This window comes from Nostoc sp. NMS7, from assembly GCF_017115085.1.
In the GTDB taxonomy this organism is placed as follows: domain Bacteria; phylum Cyanobacteriota; class Cyanobacteriia; order Cyanobacteriales; family Nostocaceae; genus Nostoc.
On record NZ_JABXKJ010000248.1, the window covers coordinates 39063 to 54559 of the forward strand.

A 15497-nucleotide genomic window follows, 5' to 3' on the forward strand; every position below is an offset into this window, starting at 1 on the left:
ATCATGCAAGAATTATTAACCGGAAAGACAAGACTAATTAGCAGTTCTTAATCAACGCCAAGGTTTTCAACCGCCAGTCTCTAAAATAGAAGTTAGAAAGCTCCCCCATTAGCAGCAAACGCCGCACACACTAACGACCAATTCCAAATGACAAGGGCTAAAGCATATTATGGAACACATTGCTACCAGCGAATTACCCGAAACGCTTCAACAAATATTTGCAGAAATACAACGCACCAAAACACCCTTAACCGTCACCCATGAAGGAGAACCCTTAGTCATTATCTATCCTGCCACTCCTCAACCCCACCGCCCAGCATTTGCAGTAATGAAGGGTAGCGGCGAAATATTGGGAGAGGTGATTGCTCCAGTAATTCCTGCTAACACATGGGAAGCCCTCCAGTGAAGCTCTTAATTGATACCCACATCTGGCTTTGGTATTTGCTTGGTAACGAACGCCTATCTCCTCAGCTTCAAACCATTATTGCAGCAGGAACAACCGAACTTTGGCTCAGTCCAATTAGTATCTGGGAAACGCTACTCTTAGCAGAAAAAGGACGACTATCTTTACAGCCGAATCCAGTTGCATGGGTCGATTTAGCCTTAAATACCCTAGAAATTCGTGAGGCTCCACTTAATCGCCACATCGCTATTTTAAGCCGTCAGATTAATTTACCACACCAAGACCCAGGCGATCGCTTTATTGCAGCTACCGCAGTTTACCACCAGTTGATATTAGCTACAGTCGATACCAATCTCACGGGTGCTTCCTGGTTACAAACATTAAGCTAGACAGAAAATTCACGGATAACACAAATAAAGATGACATAGTTTGATAAACAGTGTCATATTTAAAGCTGAGTAAATCCGTGATTATCACAGTGAGAGAGTTGCTATGAGCAAGGTCGGACAACGCGAACTCCCAACCCAAAACCGCATTGTGCAATTATTCCAGCAACAATTAAACTATCGGTATCTGGGTAATTGGCACTACCGACCTAACAACAGCAACATTGAAACGGAAATCCTCAGCACCTTCCTTGGCGACAAACAAGGCTACAGCAACAGCCTCATCACCAAAGCCTTGTATGAACTCAACAAAGTCGCAGGCGACAAAAGCCTTTATGACATCAACAAAGAAGTTTATAGCCTGCTGCGTTATGGGGTGAAAGTCAAAGAAGAAGTTGGCGAGAATACCCAAACCGTTTGGCTGATCAACTGGGAAGAACCCCTAGAAAATGACTTTGCGATTGCTGAAGAAGTCACAGTTAAAGGCAAAAACCCTAAACGCCCAGATATCGTACTTTATGTTAATGGTATTGCGATCGGTGTACTCGAACTCAAACGCAGCATCATTTCCGTCTCTGAAGGCATCCGCCAAAACCTCGATAACCAAAAATCCATATTTATTAAATCCTTCTTCACCACCATGCAGTTAGTCATGGCAGGTAACGACACTGAAGGACTCCGCTACGCCACAATTGAAACCCCAGAAAAATACTTCCTCACTTGGAAAGAAGATACTAACAGCGACATCACCGATCCTTTAGATAAACACCTGCTGCAACTCTGCGCCAAAGAACGCTTTCTAGAGTTAATTCACAACTTTATCGTCTTTGACCGGGGTATAAAAAAAGTCTGCCGCCATAACCAGTATTTTGGGGTTAATGCTGCCCAATCTTACCTCCGTCGCCGAGAGGGGGGTATTATCTGGCATACTCAAGGCAGTGGTAAAAGCTTGACAATGGTTTGGCTAACTAAATGGATTCGGGAAAACATTACTGATGCTCGTGTTCTGATAATTACTGATCGAGATGAACTAGACAAGCAAATTGAGAATGTCTTTAAGGGAGTCAACGAAGCGATTTACCGCACTACAAGCGGGAAAGACCTAATTAACAAACTCAACAGCACCACCACCTGGTTACTCTGCTCCCTAATCCACAAATTTGGCAAGAAAGACAAGGCAGACGACGCAGACTACAACAGCTACATCGAAGAACTCAAGCGCAGCCTGCCCAGCGACTTTAGCGCCAAAGGCGATATCTATGTATTTGTGGATGAATGTCATCGCACCCAATCAGGCACACTGCACGACGCGATGAAAGAAATCCTACCCAATGCTGTATTCATAGGCTTTACAGGCACACCCCTACTCAAAAAAGACAAGCAAAACAGCATCAACGTTTTTGGTGATTACATTCACACCTACACATTCAAAAAAGCCGTAGCCGACCAGGTTATCCTTGATTTGCGCTACGAAGCTCGTAATGTTGACCAAAACATTACCTCACAAACCAAAATTGACCAGTGGTTTGAAGCCAAAACTAGAGGTTTAACAGAACACGCCAAAACCCTACTCAAGAAACGCTGGGGAAATCTGCAAAAAGTTCTCAGTTCAAAATCCCGGTTGGAAAGAATTGTCAGCGATATTCTGCTAGATTTTGAAACTAAAGACCGCTTGCAAAGTGGTCATGGTAACGCTATGCTCATCTCTGGTAGCATTTACCAAGCTTGTAAATATTACGAGTTATTCCAAAGCGCTGGTTTTATCAAATGTGCCATTGTCACATCCTACAAACCTTCCCCGAATGATATCAAAGGCGAAAGTACGGGAGAAGAGGAACTGACGGAAAAATTACGGCAGTACGAAATTTATCAAAAAATGCTCAACGGCAAAGCGGCAGAAGTATTTGAAGACGAAGTTAAAAATAAATTTGTCGAAGAACCAGCCCAAATGAAACTGCTGATTGTAGTCGATAAGTTGCTGACGGGATTCGATGCACCTTCTGCCACTTATCTCTACATCGACAAAACCATGCGCGACCACGGACTATTTCAAGCCATTTGTCGCGTCAACCGCTTGGATGGTGAAGATAAAGAATATGGCTACATCATCGACTACAAAGACTTATTTAAAAGCCTGGAAAAATCAATTAACGATTACACCAGCGAAGCATTTGAAGACTACGAACCAGACGACATCGATGGATTATTGAGTGACAGAATCGCCAAAGGCAGAGAACGCCTAGAAAATTCCAGAGAAAGCATTAAAGCCTTGTGCGAATCTGTAGAGCAACCCCAAGACACCCATGCCTATATTCGCTATTTCTGCGGTGCCGATACTGAAAACCCAGACTTTATAAAAGAAAATCAACAACAGCGCATTGCCCTTTATAAATACACATCAGCTTTAGTCCGAGCCTATGCTAACCTATCCAATGATATGGCAGAAGCCGGATACACCACAACAGAAACTGAAATTATTAAACAAGAAGTTAAGCATTACGAACAGGTACGCGCAGAAGTAAAGCTAGCCAGTGGTGATTATATTGACTTGAAAGCCTACGAACCCGCCATGCGTCACTTGATTGATACCTACATTGGGGCAGAAGAAAGCGAAATAATTTCAGCCTTCGACGACATGACACTAATTCAGTTGATTGTCGAACGCGGTGCAAATGCAGTTGAGGCATTACCCAAAGGCATCAAGCAAAACCAAGAAGCCGTCGCGGAAACCATCGAAAACAACTTACGCAAAGTTATTATAGATCAACAGCCGACCAACCCGAAATATTTCGACAAAATGTCCACACTGTTGAATGAGTTAATCCAAGCACGAAAAGCAGCCAGCCAAAACTATAAAGCCTACTTACAGAAAATTGTTGAGTTAAGTAAACAAGTTGCTCAACCGAGTAGCTCATCACAGTATCCTCAATCATTGAACTCTCCTGCTAAAAGAGCTTTATACGATAACCTTAATCAAGACGAAGCGTTAGCTCTAGCGATAAATGACGCGATTCGCAAAATCAAAAAAGATGGGTGGCGTGGAAACATAATGAAAGAGCGCGAAGTAAAAAATGCCATTAAGAAATATTTAGATTCCCCGGAAGATTGCGATCGCATTTTTGAAATAGTCAAGAGCCAAAGCGAGTATTAGGATGCACCAAATAACTGTCGGTGAACTCGTCATAGACGTTGCCAGAAAAGACATTAAAAACTTGCACTTGGCAGTGTACCCCCCCGATGGTCGAGTACGTATCGCCACACCCTTAAACATTGATGACGAAGCTGTGCGTTTATTCGCTATCTCCAAACTAGCCTGGATTGAAAAGCATAAAGCTAACTTTGAAACGCAAGAACGCCAGTCAAAAAGAGAATTTGTATCTGGTGAAAGTCATTACTTTCAAGGAAAACGCTATTTATTAAATGTCATTTATGGACTGGGTAATCCCAAAGTAGAAGTTAGAAATAATACTTATATCGACCTTTATGTTAGAGAAGGAAGTAATGAAGCGCAACGCCAACAAGTCATGATGTCTTGGTATCGACAGCAGTTAAAACAGGAAATTCCCCCATTAATCGAAAAATGGCAAAGGAACATGGGAGTAAAGGTTGAGGACTGGGGGATAAAGCTGATGAAAACCAAATGGGGTACTTGCAACATCCAAGCAAAACGTATCTGGCTCAACCTCGAACTAGCGAAAAAAGATAAGCGTTGCCTAGAGTATGTTGTAGTTCATGAAATGGTGCATCTGTTAGAACGTCATCACGGCGATCGCTTTGTGGCTTTCATGAATAAGTTTCTGCCGAATTGGAAATTTTGTAAGGATGAGTTAAACCGCTCCCCACTTGGAAGCTATTAAGTTCGACTATTAGCCCGATTTAGCTTATAAAGAGCAGGTGATCGCCATTTTCTGTGATAGTTCGGTTAATAACAATCTTAACAAACGCAAGCAAGACCAAATTGAGCGTTATAATTTCAGCTACAACATAAATTACCTTGTCTTGGCTCTACGACATAATGAAGATAGCTGATGAAGTTGGGAATTCTAGCAATTCTTAATCCCACCAAGACTGATTTACGATTTACACAGTCAACAATACGATGTAAAGTATTGTACAAAATCAAAATAGCTTACTCCAGTTACGACGAAGAATTACACCACGATAGTCTTCGATATAACTCAATGCTGCTCGATTGGTATCAATTACTTCTTCAAAATCTCTTGCTTTATCACGAATGTTAACCGAGCGGAGCTTTTGAAGGATTTGCTCGGCAGAATCTAATAGGTTTCTGTGATATTCAACTGATTCATCAAATGAGCTTCGCCTGGATGCAAGAGTCTGTGTTCTCAAAGTCTGCAAGTAATGACGAAATGACTCTGATTCCCTAAATCCAGTGGAGCTAGGCTGAGATCCGCTAAAGAGAATTTTTGCCTCCCAAATAAGGTCACTATTACTAGGTAAGTTTGGTAGCAACAAATAAGATTCTGAAGCAAACCAAGTATTTTGAAAGGCTTGATTAAGTCCTTGTTGCCAATTATTAATTTTTGCCTCTATCACGATTAATCGTTGGATCGCAAAAATTTCTTCTAATGGTTTAGCTTCCCATCTACCTTCCTTGCAATGAATAAGATTTGCCTCAAGTAAACGGCGTAATGATTTGTAGAAATAATTAGGGAAAACCATTTCTAATGTTGATGTTTCAACACTAAGTTCAGAAAATATATAATGCAAAATACGTAAGTCAAGCTTAGTAATTTTTAACCTTGTAGGCAACCATTTTTTAGCAATATCAGGTTGAAAGTAAACAATAACAATATCAGGAAATCCTGAATCAATTTGAGGCTCTAAAAAAATGAATTTTAACTCCCCATTTTCCGATGGTGATAATAATTTTGATTGAATATATTTGTATACCATTTCATATTCAACACCTTTAGTTGGCTTTCTCAATGATAAACTAAGCGTTCCTAAAGATGGAAACTCTTGAAAATTTTCTGACTGAATAATAATAGTATGTGAAGAAAGTTGCATTCCTACTTTTTTCTTATGTTAATATAGTATAACATATTCTTGTTTTAGCTAAATTTTAATGCAAATATTTTTATTTATAAAAAACTTTATCTTAATTAAAATAAAATTTTTTGAAGGGATTATTTTTTGACTTTAAATGATTTATATTTAGTAGTTTTTTTTAAATAAAAATTCACTATTTATTTGTTATTATATTGGATAAAATAGGTTTTACTATTTGTGCCTTTTTTTTCAATATATAAGTGTGAGAAATCCCGGTTCAGTTTTGATTCGACTCAATGAGCGCACTCAGCCGGAGCATTACTTAGTAAGCTTTATGTCGCTTTTTCATACTTCTAAAAGGAGCATGGCATTTGTTACATTCTCCCTGTTCCCATAACGCTGGGATAGTAAAACGCTCTTTGCAAAAGGGACATTCTGAAAGTAGACGTAACTTGTGGCGATCGCACCCCACGGTTGATTGAAACTGCCACTCTAATCGATGATATGGTTGCTCTACATAACACACAGCACACAACCGTATTGGCTCCATTTTCATTTTTTCACCCTTGGGCGGGAGCATTTGAGCAATTCGATCTACATCTAAACCAATTAATTTAGCAATTGCCTCTAATTCCTTTTGACTGGGAACCGGATTCAACCGAAATTTCTCCCACCTTGCTAATACTGGGCCAATTCCTGCGGCTTTACTTAAACTACCAGGAGACGAGACGCAAACTGCTTCGTGTCGCCTAAATCGTCCAAAATAGTGACTAATACTCTCCCCTTCGTTGGGTTCTACATACCAAGGCGGATGTTGAACAGCTTCTGGCTCCATAACTTACATTTAAATACCTAAACGGCTTGCTATAGACTAGGAAAATAAAACTGTTTAACAACTGCCATAGTAGTCCAGTCAGGTATCTTGGCAGGCAGCAAGCTGGTTGAAATCCTGGATGCTAAGAGTATTATTCGGTTAACCGAATCTAATTGTTCGGTTAACCGAATAATACTATCAAAGAGTGCGATCAGAAATTTTAGGAATCTTTTCTCGCCTATCTCGCCAAAGCCTCGTGGATATCTTGGGCGGAAAGATTATATCGAAGTTTGTCCGCGATCGCTTTGGCTTATCAACTTTAGAAAGATTTATCGCCAGATCCATCAGATCGCTGCAACCTTCTTTAAAAACTCAAAAAGGTTTAGCAATGTTTTTTAATGTGTGACAATGTTTGTATGCTAAAGTAAGAATATTGAAAAACACTAATTTAATGCTTGCAGTAACTTGAAGAATGCTTATAGCTTTTGAGATATGGGAAAGCCTCTATGCGTGATATTCTCCCCCAAATACCGCCAGTAGCAATGCCAGAGGTAATTCCCAGCGAATTACCCCAGCAGAAATATCATCTCGGTGAATGGGTGCGCTGGTTTCAAGTACTCAATGGCGATTTTGGTCGTGTCATCGGAGTAATCTACACCCAACAAGCTAGTTGCATCGCCACTGGCTTGCACTACTTGATTTTGTTAGATGAGCGCAGTCCCTCTCGTGACACCTGTACCTGCGACTTCGCTTTCGAGGATGATATCGAATCCTTGGATAATTCATCCTTGCTACGGCTTAGGGGCAATCATGTCTGAAACTCAAAATTTTCAGCAGTTGCTAAAACTGCACAACCAAATATTTATGTCCCCTCAAGACTTTAGTTACCGTTGGGGATTGGGTTACGAAGAATTAGCAAAAATCTGTGCCATCTCTAAATCTACGGCTTATCACTGGTTGAGTGGACAAGCCAGCCGCCGAGAAGCTGGATTGCCTTACCAGAGAATTATGGCTGTGGCTGATTTTCTTTTCACCAACGCCGAAGTAATTAACCCACTGTTGGAACAGTGGCATAATTCTCAACCACCAAATTAATTCTTCAGTTTTTGCAAATTGACAAAACTTTTCTTCATCACCTTGACTGACATAAAAAATAGGTAGTAGGGTGCAATTTATCGTCACCAGCCTACCCACTGTTCCATGAACCGCTCCACCAATGACTCTTATTACCTGCCCTCCAGTATTGAATTGACACAAAACCATGTCCTGATTCATCGCTTGGCAATCCCTCTCAAAAATGCCATCAGCTACTTACAACAATTCCCCCACTCAGAACATCTTGAGTAAGAAATTTTTGCTCCCAATCGTCCACAACTTCAATAACATCTTCTTCAGTTAAGTTGGGAAACTCGTATGGCTCTAAAAATGAGTCATGAACGCGCACGTATGGAAGACTTTTTCGTTCGAGAATATTATCACTTAAATAGTAAGTTCCAACCAAGATAATAGGGATTCGTCGTTTCGTAAAAATATCAATTAGTTCGTTAAATCCTTCCAAAGTTAGGTAGTCAGCATTACCAACTATGAGTATTTTGACACCATAGCTTTTAAGAGTTCCCCATGCCCGCGATCGTAAATCTCGCAGCGCTCCAATATTAGTAAGCGGATGACCCACTTCTTCTAGAATTGAGTAATACAAATCTGTTGGGCCACCATGCTGATCAATTTCGGCATAAATAACAGTCGCCGGAATTTCTAACAATGTCCCTCGCCGTTTTACATATTGCATCCTATAGAGTTGGCAAGATTTCAGCAAACCAGAACCTGTAGCAGATGTAACATAACCACAGAGTTTTGCATCACGCTGGTCATCAAGCCAGTCAAATAATTCTGTATCGCGGTCTAATGGTAAGTAAGTGTCAGCTTTACCAATTCGCTCAACTTCAGCTTGGATCTTTGGTGAGCGACGCAGTTCCTCAGCAGACTGTAAACTAGCATCAAACTGCTTCTGAAGTTTTGGTTCTACATGGGCTAAGTTAGTCTCTGACATTTTACTTACCAGTTATCTTTCACAAATTGGTTCCAATTTTGTACCCCTACTCTCGGTCGTCTAGCCTTGGTAGTGCGATTAGTTTCAGATTTGTCCTGTTTGTCTATAGAATTTACAGGTTTTTGTGAGGCAATATCAGGTGCAGATGTAAAACTTTCTTGTGATATAGTTGTTTCCTCCAGTATTGCATTTTCAGGAAACATTTCAACAATTTTCGATCTATTAGACTTTTGTTACTGTTTTACTTGAGCTTTTCTTTGCCGTTTTCTACGACTTTTACGTTCTTGTTCCACGTCCTCAAATATATTTAGTCGTTCATTCAAAATTGAAGAATTATCAACTTCCTTAGCTTCCACCCGAAGCTTCTTCTTAATCCAATTTAATTCCCCCAGAGAAAGCCTCTCTTTTTCTAAATCCCTAGCTTTTACAATACCAATAAACTCTCCTGGTTGACCGTCAAGAGGACGAGTATAAGCAAGCAGAGTTACAATATTGCGCTGGTCATATCTTAAGGAAATTTTCTGACCTTCATACTTTACTAAAGAATCTCCCTGATACACCAAACCTCCAAAGTTGGCAGAACCATATTTTTCGACATTCCGATACGCAACTTTCATTAAGCAGATGTCTAATTCACGTTCATCGAAAACTTCTGGATCACTTAAGAGCATTGATTTCCAGCGTTTAATACGTTTTTGGTTTTTTACCTTTGGATAATCATGCTGATTGTAGTGGTCTACAAAATATCTCACTAATATTCTTTCTAGCTTATCAAGTGTTAAACATGCAGTTCTCTCTGCTTCTTTAGGGCGTTCCTCAATACTCGATCCGGTATATCCTCCATATAAAGACAAAACTTCCTTATTAATCTTGTCAAATATAGTCTCAATTAAACCGCCTGCCGATGGAAAAGCACGTAGCCGACGTTGGAAACCTAACTGTAGCGAAATTTGCTTCAAATGTGCAGACTTAAATTCCTTGGCGCGGTCTGTAACTAAATATTCTGGAACACCGAGAATATCCCATTCTTCTTGCAGTTTGTACTCTGGTTCGTAATGCTTTGGCAACATTGAATGACGAAAGGCAAGTGCAACTTCATGTGACCCAGCAGCCTCATATCCCAAATAAAACCCAACCACACAACCAGAATAGCTATCCATCACTAATGTTATGTAAGGGCGACCAATAATTTCTTTGTCTTCATCATCAATCAACAAAATATCTAACTTGGTATGGTCAACCTGCCAAATCTGGTTGCTATGGGTAATTTCTAAAATTCCTTCAGTTGTCTGAATAATTTGTCCTTCTGTTGGTGAACCGGGATGGCGAACTATTCTGCTTTCTTGGTCAATATTAAAATTTATAACTTTATAGACGGTGACATGAGAGGGACACTTTCTCTCTATTAAATCCTTTAATACCTCTGGGTATTGTTTGAATTTTTCAGCATACTTTTTAGAGCGTAGTTCTTCACCCTTAGATGCCAAAGCTATCAAGTATCCGTGAATTTGATTATGATTTACCCGCGAACCCTCTTTTTGACCCCATTTATGAATTTCAACTATAAATTGGAACCATTGTTTGCTAATACGAAACTGCCCTTTATCCTGACGACCAACTGCAAGGGTAGCAACTCCGTCTTTTTGAACTCTCTCAACCATTCGTCTTATAGTTCGGATGCTTTTGCCAAGTGTTTTAGCAGCCTCTGCGATCGCCTCTCTGCGAGTATTCTTATCAGGTGCTTGCACAATGGCATCAATGACATCGACTTTTTGCTGAAACTCTGGCGCATCATCATTGAACAGTAGATAAGGCTTTCCCTCTACCTGCTCCCCACCCTGCTCCGTAGCAACAACTTCCTCATGATCGGAGAGATTAGTGCCTTGACTCAAAGAACGCGTAGACATACACTTGACCTGTCTTCCAAGAAAAATGACATCATTTACTTTAAAAGTTTATCAGATAAATGACATCATTTGCTTTAAAACTTGCGAGAGAATAATAAAAGCAGAAATATAGCTCAAAGACTTTTGTAGTAAGGCTTTGAGCTTGTTGGACATTTATCGTAAAACTGGACATTAATTCTTTAAAAGTGACAATAATTATTTAATGGACAACTGCGATCGCCTGGAGACGAGAACGCATTACCTGCGACGAAGAAGAACGCCTCAAATACGGTTACAATATCACCACCCATTTCCGTTACGACCAGCAAAAACGCCAATCAGCAACGGTACAAACCGCCGATGGCACAGAATTATTACGTTTAACCTACGGCGCTACGGCAGACATCTGGCATATTAATCGCGGACTGAACAAGAAAAAAAGTGAGGAACGAGGATTTAAACTCGATATCAAAACTGGTATTTGGGGCGATGCCAAAAACGACTCAGCAAAAGATAGCATTCACACCGATGTTAATTTAATGGTGAAAAACACCTGCAATATCTTAGTTGTTGAACCATTAAGTGTACCCACAGACGAAAGAGAAGCTTTTATTGCCACTCTGCAATATGTCTTAGAAACTGCCATCCAAGCAGTCTATAAATTGGAAGCCGATGAACTCGACTCGGAACGCCTGGGAGACGGTAAATATTTGCTGTTCTGGGAAGCGGCAGAAGGCGGTGTAGGTGTCCTTTCTCAACTATTAGAAAAGCCTGATGCTTTCCAAAAAATAGCCGATGCAGCTTTAGATATTTGCCAATTAGCAATTTTGCTAATGTGACTGTAGTTAAAGCACCACAGTTGATATCACCAATATTTATAAAAATTTCTGATATCTACGACGATAAGCAAATTCTGAAAATCAGTGAAGCACTCCTCGAAGCTTCACCCAATCGCTACCGTCTTGTCATCTTAGTAGCTCGCCGTGCTAAACAAATATTTAAAAATTACGTAGAGGAAGATATAACTTTAAAAAAAGCAGTCATACAAGCGATTGAAGAAATGTCCCTAGAATTATCACAACTATAGATTTGACTGGCACAACAGTCAACAAGATCATAAAAAAAAGGAGCCTGACTCAGACTCCTTAATAAAAAACTAATAATAGAATTGTGACTACTTAACAGTCACCTTACCGCCAGCTTCTTCGATGCGCTTCTTAGCATCTTCAGCAGCATCCTTAGCAATACCTTCTTTAACTGCCTTGGGCGCAGCTTCCACCAAGTCTTTCGCTTCTTTGAGACCCAAACCGGTCAATTCCCGGACAATCTTTAGCACGGCAATCTTCTTATCAGCTGGAACTGATTCGAGAATCACTTCAAACTCGGTTTGCTCAACAACTTCCTCAGCCGGAGCAGCACCAACACCAGGGCCTGCAAACGCTACGCCAACGGGTGCAGCAGCACTCACACCAAAAGCTTCTTCAATTTGCTTGACTAACTCAGAAGCTTCCAACAAAGAAAGGGTTTTTAGTTGTTCTAAAATTTGATCGGTTGCAGTAGACATTGATATAACTCCTGTAATTTTGATTATTTATTTGTCATTGGTCATTAGTTTTTAACTATAGACTTTTGACTCTTGACTGATGAACCACGAAGTCTATTCAGCAGCCGTTTCAGTACTGCTATCTTGTACAGCAGCCGTTTCAGTGCTGCTATCTTGTACAGCAGCCGTTTCAGTACTGCTATCTTGTACAGCAGCGCTTTCAGTGCCACCACCAGCTTGTTCTTGGTCAGCCACAGCTTGCAAAGCACGAGCCAGCGAACCAGGAACTTCGTTGATACCCACAGCAATCTTGGTAGCCAAAGCGTTGATAGCTCCAGCAATTTGTGCTATGAGTTGTTCCTTAGATGGCAAGTCTCCCAGTATCTTGACATCAGGTTCTTTGAGTAGACGACCTTCCAGTACACCACCGCGAAGTTCTGTCTTCTTGGTGACTTTTTGGAATTCTTGATATGCCTTAATTGCCGATGAAAAATCTTCTTTTACCAGCAAAAAAGCGGAAGCACCGTTGAGCAATTCCGACAAAGGCTCCCATTTTTGATCATCTTTAATGGCAATGCCCATTAGAGTGTTCTTCGTCACCTTACAAACGGTGCCACTAGGACGCAGCCGCCGCCGTAAGTCTGTGATTTCAGAAACTGTTAGCCCCTGATAGTCAATTACCAGTGCCAGAGTTGACTGACTCAAAGTTTCTTTGAGGTCAGCTACTATCTCTTTTTTATTTTCTAGTGTTCTACCCATTCCAATCTCACCTCCTTAAAATAATCGGTGAAGTGCCCTACTTGTACGTTTTTTCTAAACCTGAACCCAAACAACAAACCCCAGCTAATCTAGCCGGGGTTGAGTATTAAGACTCTTAACGCCATAGTTATCACACCTTTATAGGTGGCAATTCTGACAATTAGAGTTTTAACCTCGGCAGGATATTAAGCTATTAGCACCTGCTGTCTCTGGCTTTGCCTATTCAGTTTAAAATTAGGAGTGAGTAGTTTTATTCCTAACTCCTAACTCTTAGTTAACCTACTTCGCTCAGTTTCAAATCTCGTAGGGCAGTAATATCAACTTTAATCGATGGGCCCATAGTGGCTGCCACATAAAATGTGCGCCAATAACGACCTTTAGCTCCTGAAGGACGGTTACGGTCAATCGTCTCCTGCAATGCCTTCAGGTTGACTAACAAATCTTCAGGCGAGAAAGTTGTCTTACCAAACATAACATGAACAATGCCAGTTCGATCAGCTCGGAATTCTAATTTACCAGCTTTGAATTCTGCGATCGCACCTGCTAAATCAAATGTCACAGTTCCACCCTTGGGTGATGGCATCAAACCACGCGGACCCAGCAACTTACCCAGCCTTGCCACCTGTGGCATGACATCAGGTGTGGCAATCAGCTTGTCAAAATCCATCCTACCTTTCTGGATTTCGTCAATCAGTTCTTCTGAACCGACTATATCAGCACCAGCGTTGCTTGCTTCGTTTACCTTTTCGCCTCTGGCTATCACCGCCACCCGAACGATTTGGCCTGTACCCTTGGGCAGTGCTACCGTTGTCCGCAACTGTTGGTCTGTATACTTGGGGTCAATTCCCAGGCGGACATGCGCTTCCGCAGCTTCGGTAAATTTAGCTGTTGCTGTCTCTTTGAGAAGGGCTAAAGCCTCTAGAGGGTGATAGTCCTTCTCTTCTACTTTTGCTTGCAGCGTTTGCAAACGACGCGATATTTTTGGCATTTTTTCTCCTGGGGTAATTCCGAAGCTTCGCCTCTCCCCCGATAATTTTTACTTATTTTTCCCTTGGCATTTGCTAGTTTTTTACTAATGACCAATGACTAATCCGTGACTGTTATACCCATATTCTTAGCCGTTCCTCCCACAATCTTCATTGCTGCCTCTATGTCGTTAGCATTGAGATCAGGGAGTTTCGTTTGGGCTATTTCTTGCAATTGTGCTTTAGTAATTGACCCAACCTTCTTTTTGTTGGGTTCATTCGAGCCTTTTTCAACTTTCGCCGCCTTGCGAATCAGCACTGATGCTGGTGGCGTCTTGAGTACAAATGTAAAACTCCGGTCTTCAAAAACCGAAATTTCTACAGGTATCACCATTCCAGCTTGGTCTGCTGTTTTGGCGTTGTACTCTTTGCAGAACATCATGATGTTGACGCCGTGTTGACCTAATGCAGGCCCCACTGGCGGTGCTGGGTTGGCTTTTCCAGCATTCAGGGCCAGTTTAATGACCGCTACTATTTTCTTCGCCATTTGTATTTAACTCTGTTTCTCTACCTGATTAAATTCCAATTCTACTGGTGTATCCCTGCCGAAAATTGATAGCAAGGCTTTAAGCTTACTCCGCTCTGGAGAGACTTCAATCACCTCGCCTTCAAAGTCTTTAAATGGACCAGAAAGCACCATTATCTTATCACCAGTAGCCATGTTAATTTTGAGAACCGGCTCCTGTTCGCTGGTTTGTTTGAATATGCGTTCGACTTCTGAAGAACTTAATGGTATCGGGTGGACATGACCTCGACCCTTACTGCTACCACGTTTTTGTTCTGAACCCACAAAATTAATTACATGGGAGGTGTTTCGTACCACCTGCCAAGTATCATCATCCATCATCATCCGCACCAGCACATAGCCAGGGAAAACTTTTTCTTCTGTATGCTGGCGACTGCCATCTTTGCGGATTTTCACCGCCGGCGTCTGCGGAATTTCTACCTGGACAATTTTGTCAGCTACATCAAAAGTTTGAATGCGTTGCTCTAAGTTAGTCTTTACACGCTTTTCACAGCCTGAAGCTACTTGCACTGCATACCAGCGTGCTTCTTTTGACGCTGCTTCTGCTGCTTCTGCTGCTTCTGCTGTTTCTGCTGTTTCCTCCGATTGCAACATTGAGTTGCGAGGTTCGTCTGTTGCAAAAGTCATCAGAACACCTGTTTTGCTGCCCAACCAAACAATCCATCGACCAAGTATATCAAAGATGCGGACAGTGCCACCATTAACAACACAGCCGCCGACTCGCTCACAATCTGCTTGCGACTAGGCCAGACTACTTTGTCAAGTTCTTCTTTGGTTCCCTGTATGAAGTTGCCCAAGCTAAACCCATTTGTGTTTTCTGGCAATTCTGCTTCACTTTTTTTGGCCACGACCAATTATCCCCCCGTTTGTCACTCAATTTTGGATTTTGGATTTACCCTATACCTTAAGGCAAAGGCGCTTCATTTTAGATTTTGGTTTGTCGATTTTAAATTTCTTCTCAATCCAAAATCTGAAATCTAAAATTCGGTGATCCAGGTTTGCAGCTTCGACTTTATTTCACTTAATGAAAGCAAAACAACTGCAAATACAATAAGTTTACCCGAAATTATTACCGCTAACTGCTAATATAGC

20 protein-coding genes and 1 other annotated feature are annotated in these 15497 nt (G+C 41.2%); of the genes, 9 read left to right on the top strand and 11 right to left on the bottom strand.

The features are described 5' to 3' along the window. The first annotated feature begins 169 nt into the window (after nucleotides 1-169). The 4 genes from HWQ38_RS35055 to HWQ38_RS35070 all read left to right on the top strand — a co-directional run bounded on the left by HWQ38_RS35055 (nucleotide 170) and on the right by HWQ38_RS35070 (nucleotide 4646). Nucleotides 170-406, top strand: coding sequence for a type II toxin-antitoxin system Phd/YefM family antitoxin (locus HWQ38_RS35055; protein WP_292803401.1), 237 nt, complete (start codon nucleotides 170-172; stop codon nucleotides 404-406). Next, nucleotides 403-792 carry a type II toxin-antitoxin system VapC family toxin gene (locus HWQ38_RS35060; protein WP_292803403.1) on the top strand — a complete coding sequence of 130 codons (390 nt, stop codon included), beginning with the start codon at nucleotides 403-405 and terminating at the stop codon, nucleotides 790-792. Before HWQ38_RS35055 ends, HWQ38_RS35060 begins: the two co-directional genes overlap by 4 nt. A gap of 103 nt (nucleotides 793-895) precedes the next feature. Then, nucleotides 896-3940, top strand: a complete 3045-nt coding sequence (locus tag HWQ38_RS35065; RefSeq protein ID WP_292803406.1) for an HsdR family type I site-specific deoxyribonuclease — start codon at nucleotides 896-898, stop codon at nucleotides 3938-3940. Between the two features lies 1 nt (nucleotide 3941). Next, a complete protein-coding gene (locus HWQ38_RS35070; protein WP_292803409.1) occupies nucleotides 3942-4646 on the top strand; it encodes a SprT family zinc-dependent metalloprotease in 705 nt (234 codons plus the stop codon). Nucleotides 4647-4908: 262 nt separating this feature from the next. Here the strand turns inward: HWQ38_RS35070 and HWQ38_RS35075 are convergent, their stop codons facing one another. Both HWQ38_RS35075 and HWQ38_RS35080 read right to left on the bottom strand, forming a co-directional pair. Further along, a complete protein-coding gene (locus HWQ38_RS35075; protein ID WP_292803412.1) occupies nucleotides 4909-5820 on the bottom strand; it encodes a hypothetical protein in 912 nt (303 codons plus the stop codon). 304 nt (nucleotides 5821-6124) lie between these two features. Continuing rightward, nucleotides 6125-6637 (bottom strand): TniQ family protein, encoded by a 513-nt coding sequence (locus HWQ38_RS35080; protein WP_292803414.1) that lies wholly within the window; start codon nucleotides 6635-6637, stop codon nucleotides 6125-6127. Nucleotides 6638-6821: 184 nt separating this feature from the next. Here HWQ38_RS35080 and HWQ38_RS35085 point away from each other — a divergent pair, with 184 nt between their 5' ends. From HWQ38_RS35085 to HWQ38_RS35095, 3 genes are all read left to right on the top strand, one after another. Beyond that, entirely contained in the window at nucleotides 6822-7022 is a 201-nt protein-coding gene (locus HWQ38_RS35085; protein WP_292803417.1) for a hypothetical protein, read from the top strand. Nucleotides 7023-7122: 100 nt separating this feature from the next. After that, nucleotides 7123-7434, top strand: coding sequence for a hypothetical protein (locus HWQ38_RS35090; RefSeq protein ID WP_292803420.1), 312 nt, complete (start codon nucleotides 7123-7125; stop codon nucleotides 7432-7434). Continuing rightward, nucleotides 7427-7711, top strand: a complete 285-nt coding sequence (locus HWQ38_RS35095; RefSeq protein WP_292803422.1) for a helix-turn-helix domain-containing protein — start codon at nucleotides 7427-7429, stop codon at nucleotides 7709-7711. Before HWQ38_RS35090 ends, HWQ38_RS35095 begins: the two co-directional genes overlap by 8 nt. A gap of 208 nt (nucleotides 7712-7919) precedes the next feature. Here HWQ38_RS35095 and HWQ38_RS35100 read toward each other — a convergent pair whose 3' ends face one another. The 3 genes from HWQ38_RS35100 to HWQ38_RS35110 are packed head-to-tail and all read right to left on the bottom strand — an operon-like array spanning nucleotide 7920 to nucleotide 10573. After that, nucleotides 7920-8666, bottom strand: coding sequence for an ATP-binding protein (locus HWQ38_RS35100; protein ID WP_292803426.1), 747 nt, complete (start codon nucleotides 8664-8666; stop codon nucleotides 7920-7922). A gap of 5 nt (nucleotides 8667-8671) precedes the next feature. Next, the gene (locus HWQ38_RS35105) at nucleotides 8672-8869 is read right to left on the bottom strand and encodes a hypothetical protein (RefSeq protein WP_292803429.1); all 198 of its coding nucleotides are present in this window, start codon (nucleotides 8867-8869) and stop codon (nucleotides 8672-8674) included. A 30-nt stretch (nucleotides 8870-8899) separates the two neighbouring features. Further along, on the bottom strand, nucleotides 8900-10573 hold the full coding sequence (locus tag HWQ38_RS35110; protein ID WP_292803431.1) for a Mu transposase C-terminal domain-containing protein: 1674 nt from the start codon (nucleotides 10571-10573) through the stop codon (nucleotides 8900-8902). A 518-nt stretch (nucleotides 10574-11091) separates the two neighbouring features. Between HWQ38_RS35110 and HWQ38_RS35115 the strand changes: the two genes are divergently transcribed. Further along, nucleotides 11092-11391 carry a DUF1998 domain-containing protein gene (locus HWQ38_RS35115; protein WP_292803434.1) on the top strand — a complete coding sequence of 100 codons (300 nt, stop codon included), beginning with the start codon at nucleotides 11092-11094 and terminating at the stop codon, nucleotides 11389-11391. After that, entirely contained in the window at nucleotides 11388-11639 is a 252-nt protein-coding gene (gene rpoZ / locus HWQ38_RS35120; RefSeq protein WP_292803437.1) for a DNA-directed RNA polymerase subunit omega, read from the top strand. Before HWQ38_RS35115 ends, rpoZ begins: the two co-directional genes overlap by 4 nt. A gap of 87 nt (nucleotides 11640-11726) precedes the next feature. Here the strand turns inward: rpoZ and rplL are convergent, their stop codons facing one another. From rplL to secE, 6 genes are all read right to left on the bottom strand, one after another. After that, on the bottom strand, nucleotides 11727-12116 hold the full coding sequence (rplL, locus tag HWQ38_RS35125) for a 50S ribosomal protein L7/L12 (RefSeq protein WP_292803440.1): 390 nt from the start codon (nucleotides 12114-12116) through the stop codon (nucleotides 11727-11729). A 93-nt stretch (nucleotides 12117-12209) separates the two neighbouring features. Beyond that, nucleotides 12210-12854 carry a 50S ribosomal protein L10 gene (gene rplJ, locus HWQ38_RS35130; RefSeq protein WP_292803443.1) on the bottom strand — a complete coding sequence of 215 codons (645 nt, stop codon included), beginning with the start codon at nucleotides 12852-12854 and terminating at the stop codon, nucleotides 12210-12212. A 63-nt stretch (nucleotides 12855-12917) separates the two neighbouring features. Then, nucleotides 12918-13085: a sequence feature (ribosomal protein L10 leader region), on the bottom strand. A 43-nt stretch (nucleotides 13086-13128) separates the two neighbouring features. After that, nucleotides 13129-13842: a 50S ribosomal protein L1 gene (gene rplA / locus HWQ38_RS35135; protein ID WP_292803446.1), complete on the bottom strand. Its 714-nt coding sequence runs from the start codon at nucleotides 13840-13842 to the stop codon at nucleotides 13129-13131. Between the two features lie 98 nt (nucleotides 13843-13940). Continuing rightward, nucleotides 13941-14366, bottom strand: a complete 426-nt coding sequence (gene rplK / locus HWQ38_RS35140) for a 50S ribosomal protein L11 (RefSeq protein ID WP_292769481.1) — start codon at nucleotides 14364-14366, stop codon at nucleotides 13941-13943. A gap of 6 nt (nucleotides 14367-14372) precedes the next feature. Next, nucleotides 14373-15032, bottom strand: a complete 660-nt coding sequence (gene nusG, locus HWQ38_RS35145; protein ID WP_292803449.1) for a transcription termination/antitermination protein NusG — start codon at nucleotides 15030-15032, stop codon at nucleotides 14373-14375. Continuing rightward, a complete protein-coding gene (gene secE / locus HWQ38_RS35150; RefSeq protein ID WP_012412090.1) occupies nucleotides 15032-15253 on the bottom strand; it encodes a preprotein translocase subunit SecE in 222 nt (73 codons plus the stop codon). The genes nusG and secE overlap by 1 nt, the downstream gene beginning before the upstream one ends. Nucleotides 15254-15497: the final 244 nt, after the last annotated feature.

Coding starts and splice junctions, on each gene's coding strand:
- HWQ38_RS35055 (WP_292803401.1), top strand. CDS start 170: ATGGAACACATTGCTACCAGCGAATTACCCGAAACGCTTCAACAAATA.
- HWQ38_RS35065 (WP_292803406.1), top strand. CDS start 896: ATGAGCAAGGTCGGACAACGCGAACTCCCAACCCAAAACCGCATTGTG.
- HWQ38_RS35070 (WP_292803409.1), top strand. CDS start 3,942: ATGCACCAAATAACTGTCGGTGAACTCGTCATAGACGTTGCCAGAAAA.
- HWQ38_RS35075 (WP_292803412.1), bottom strand. CDS start 5,820: ATGCAACTTTCTTCACATACTATTATTATTCAGTCAGAAAATTTTCAA.
- HWQ38_RS35080 (WP_292803414.1), bottom strand. CDS start 6,637: ATGGAGCCAGAAGCTGTTCAACATCCGCCTTGGTATGTAGAACCCAAC.
- HWQ38_RS35090 (WP_292803420.1), top strand. CDS start 7,123: ATGCGTGATATTCTCCCCCAAATACCGCCAGTAGCAATGCCAGAGGTA.
- HWQ38_RS35095 (WP_292803422.1), top strand. CDS start 7,427: ATGTCTGAAACTCAAAATTTTCAGCAGTTGCTAAAACTGCACAACCAA.
- HWQ38_RS35100 (WP_292803426.1), bottom strand. CDS start 8,666: ATGTCAGAGACTAACTTAGCCCATGTAGAACCAAAACTTCAGAAGCAG.
- HWQ38_RS35105 (WP_292803429.1), bottom strand. CDS start 8,869: ATGTTTCCTGAAAATGCAATACTGGAGGAAACAACTATATCACAAGAA.
- HWQ38_RS35110 (WP_292803431.1), bottom strand. CDS start 10,573: ATGTCTACGCGTTCTTTGAGTCAAGGCACTAATCTCTCCGATCATGAG.
- HWQ38_RS35115 (WP_292803434.1), top strand. CDS start 11,092: ATGGTGAAAAACACCTGCAATATCTTAGTTGTTGAACCATTAAGTGTA.
- rplL (WP_292803440.1), bottom strand. CDS start 12,116: ATGTCTACTGCAACCGATCAAATTTTAGAACAACTAAAAACCCTTTCT.
- rplJ (WP_292803443.1), bottom strand. CDS start 12,854: ATGGGTAGAACACTAGAAAATAAAAAAGAGATAGTAGCTGACCTCAAA.
- rplA (WP_292803446.1), bottom strand. CDS start 13,842: ATGCCAAAAATATCGCGTCGTTTGCAAACGCTGCAAGCAAAAGTAGAA.
- rplK (WP_292769481.1), bottom strand. CDS start 14,366: ATGGCGAAGAAAATAGTAGCGGTCATTAAACTGGCCCTGAATGCTGGA.
- nusG (WP_292803449.1), bottom strand. CDS start 15,032: ATGACTTTTGCAACAGACGAACCTCGCAACTCAATGTTGCAATCGGAG.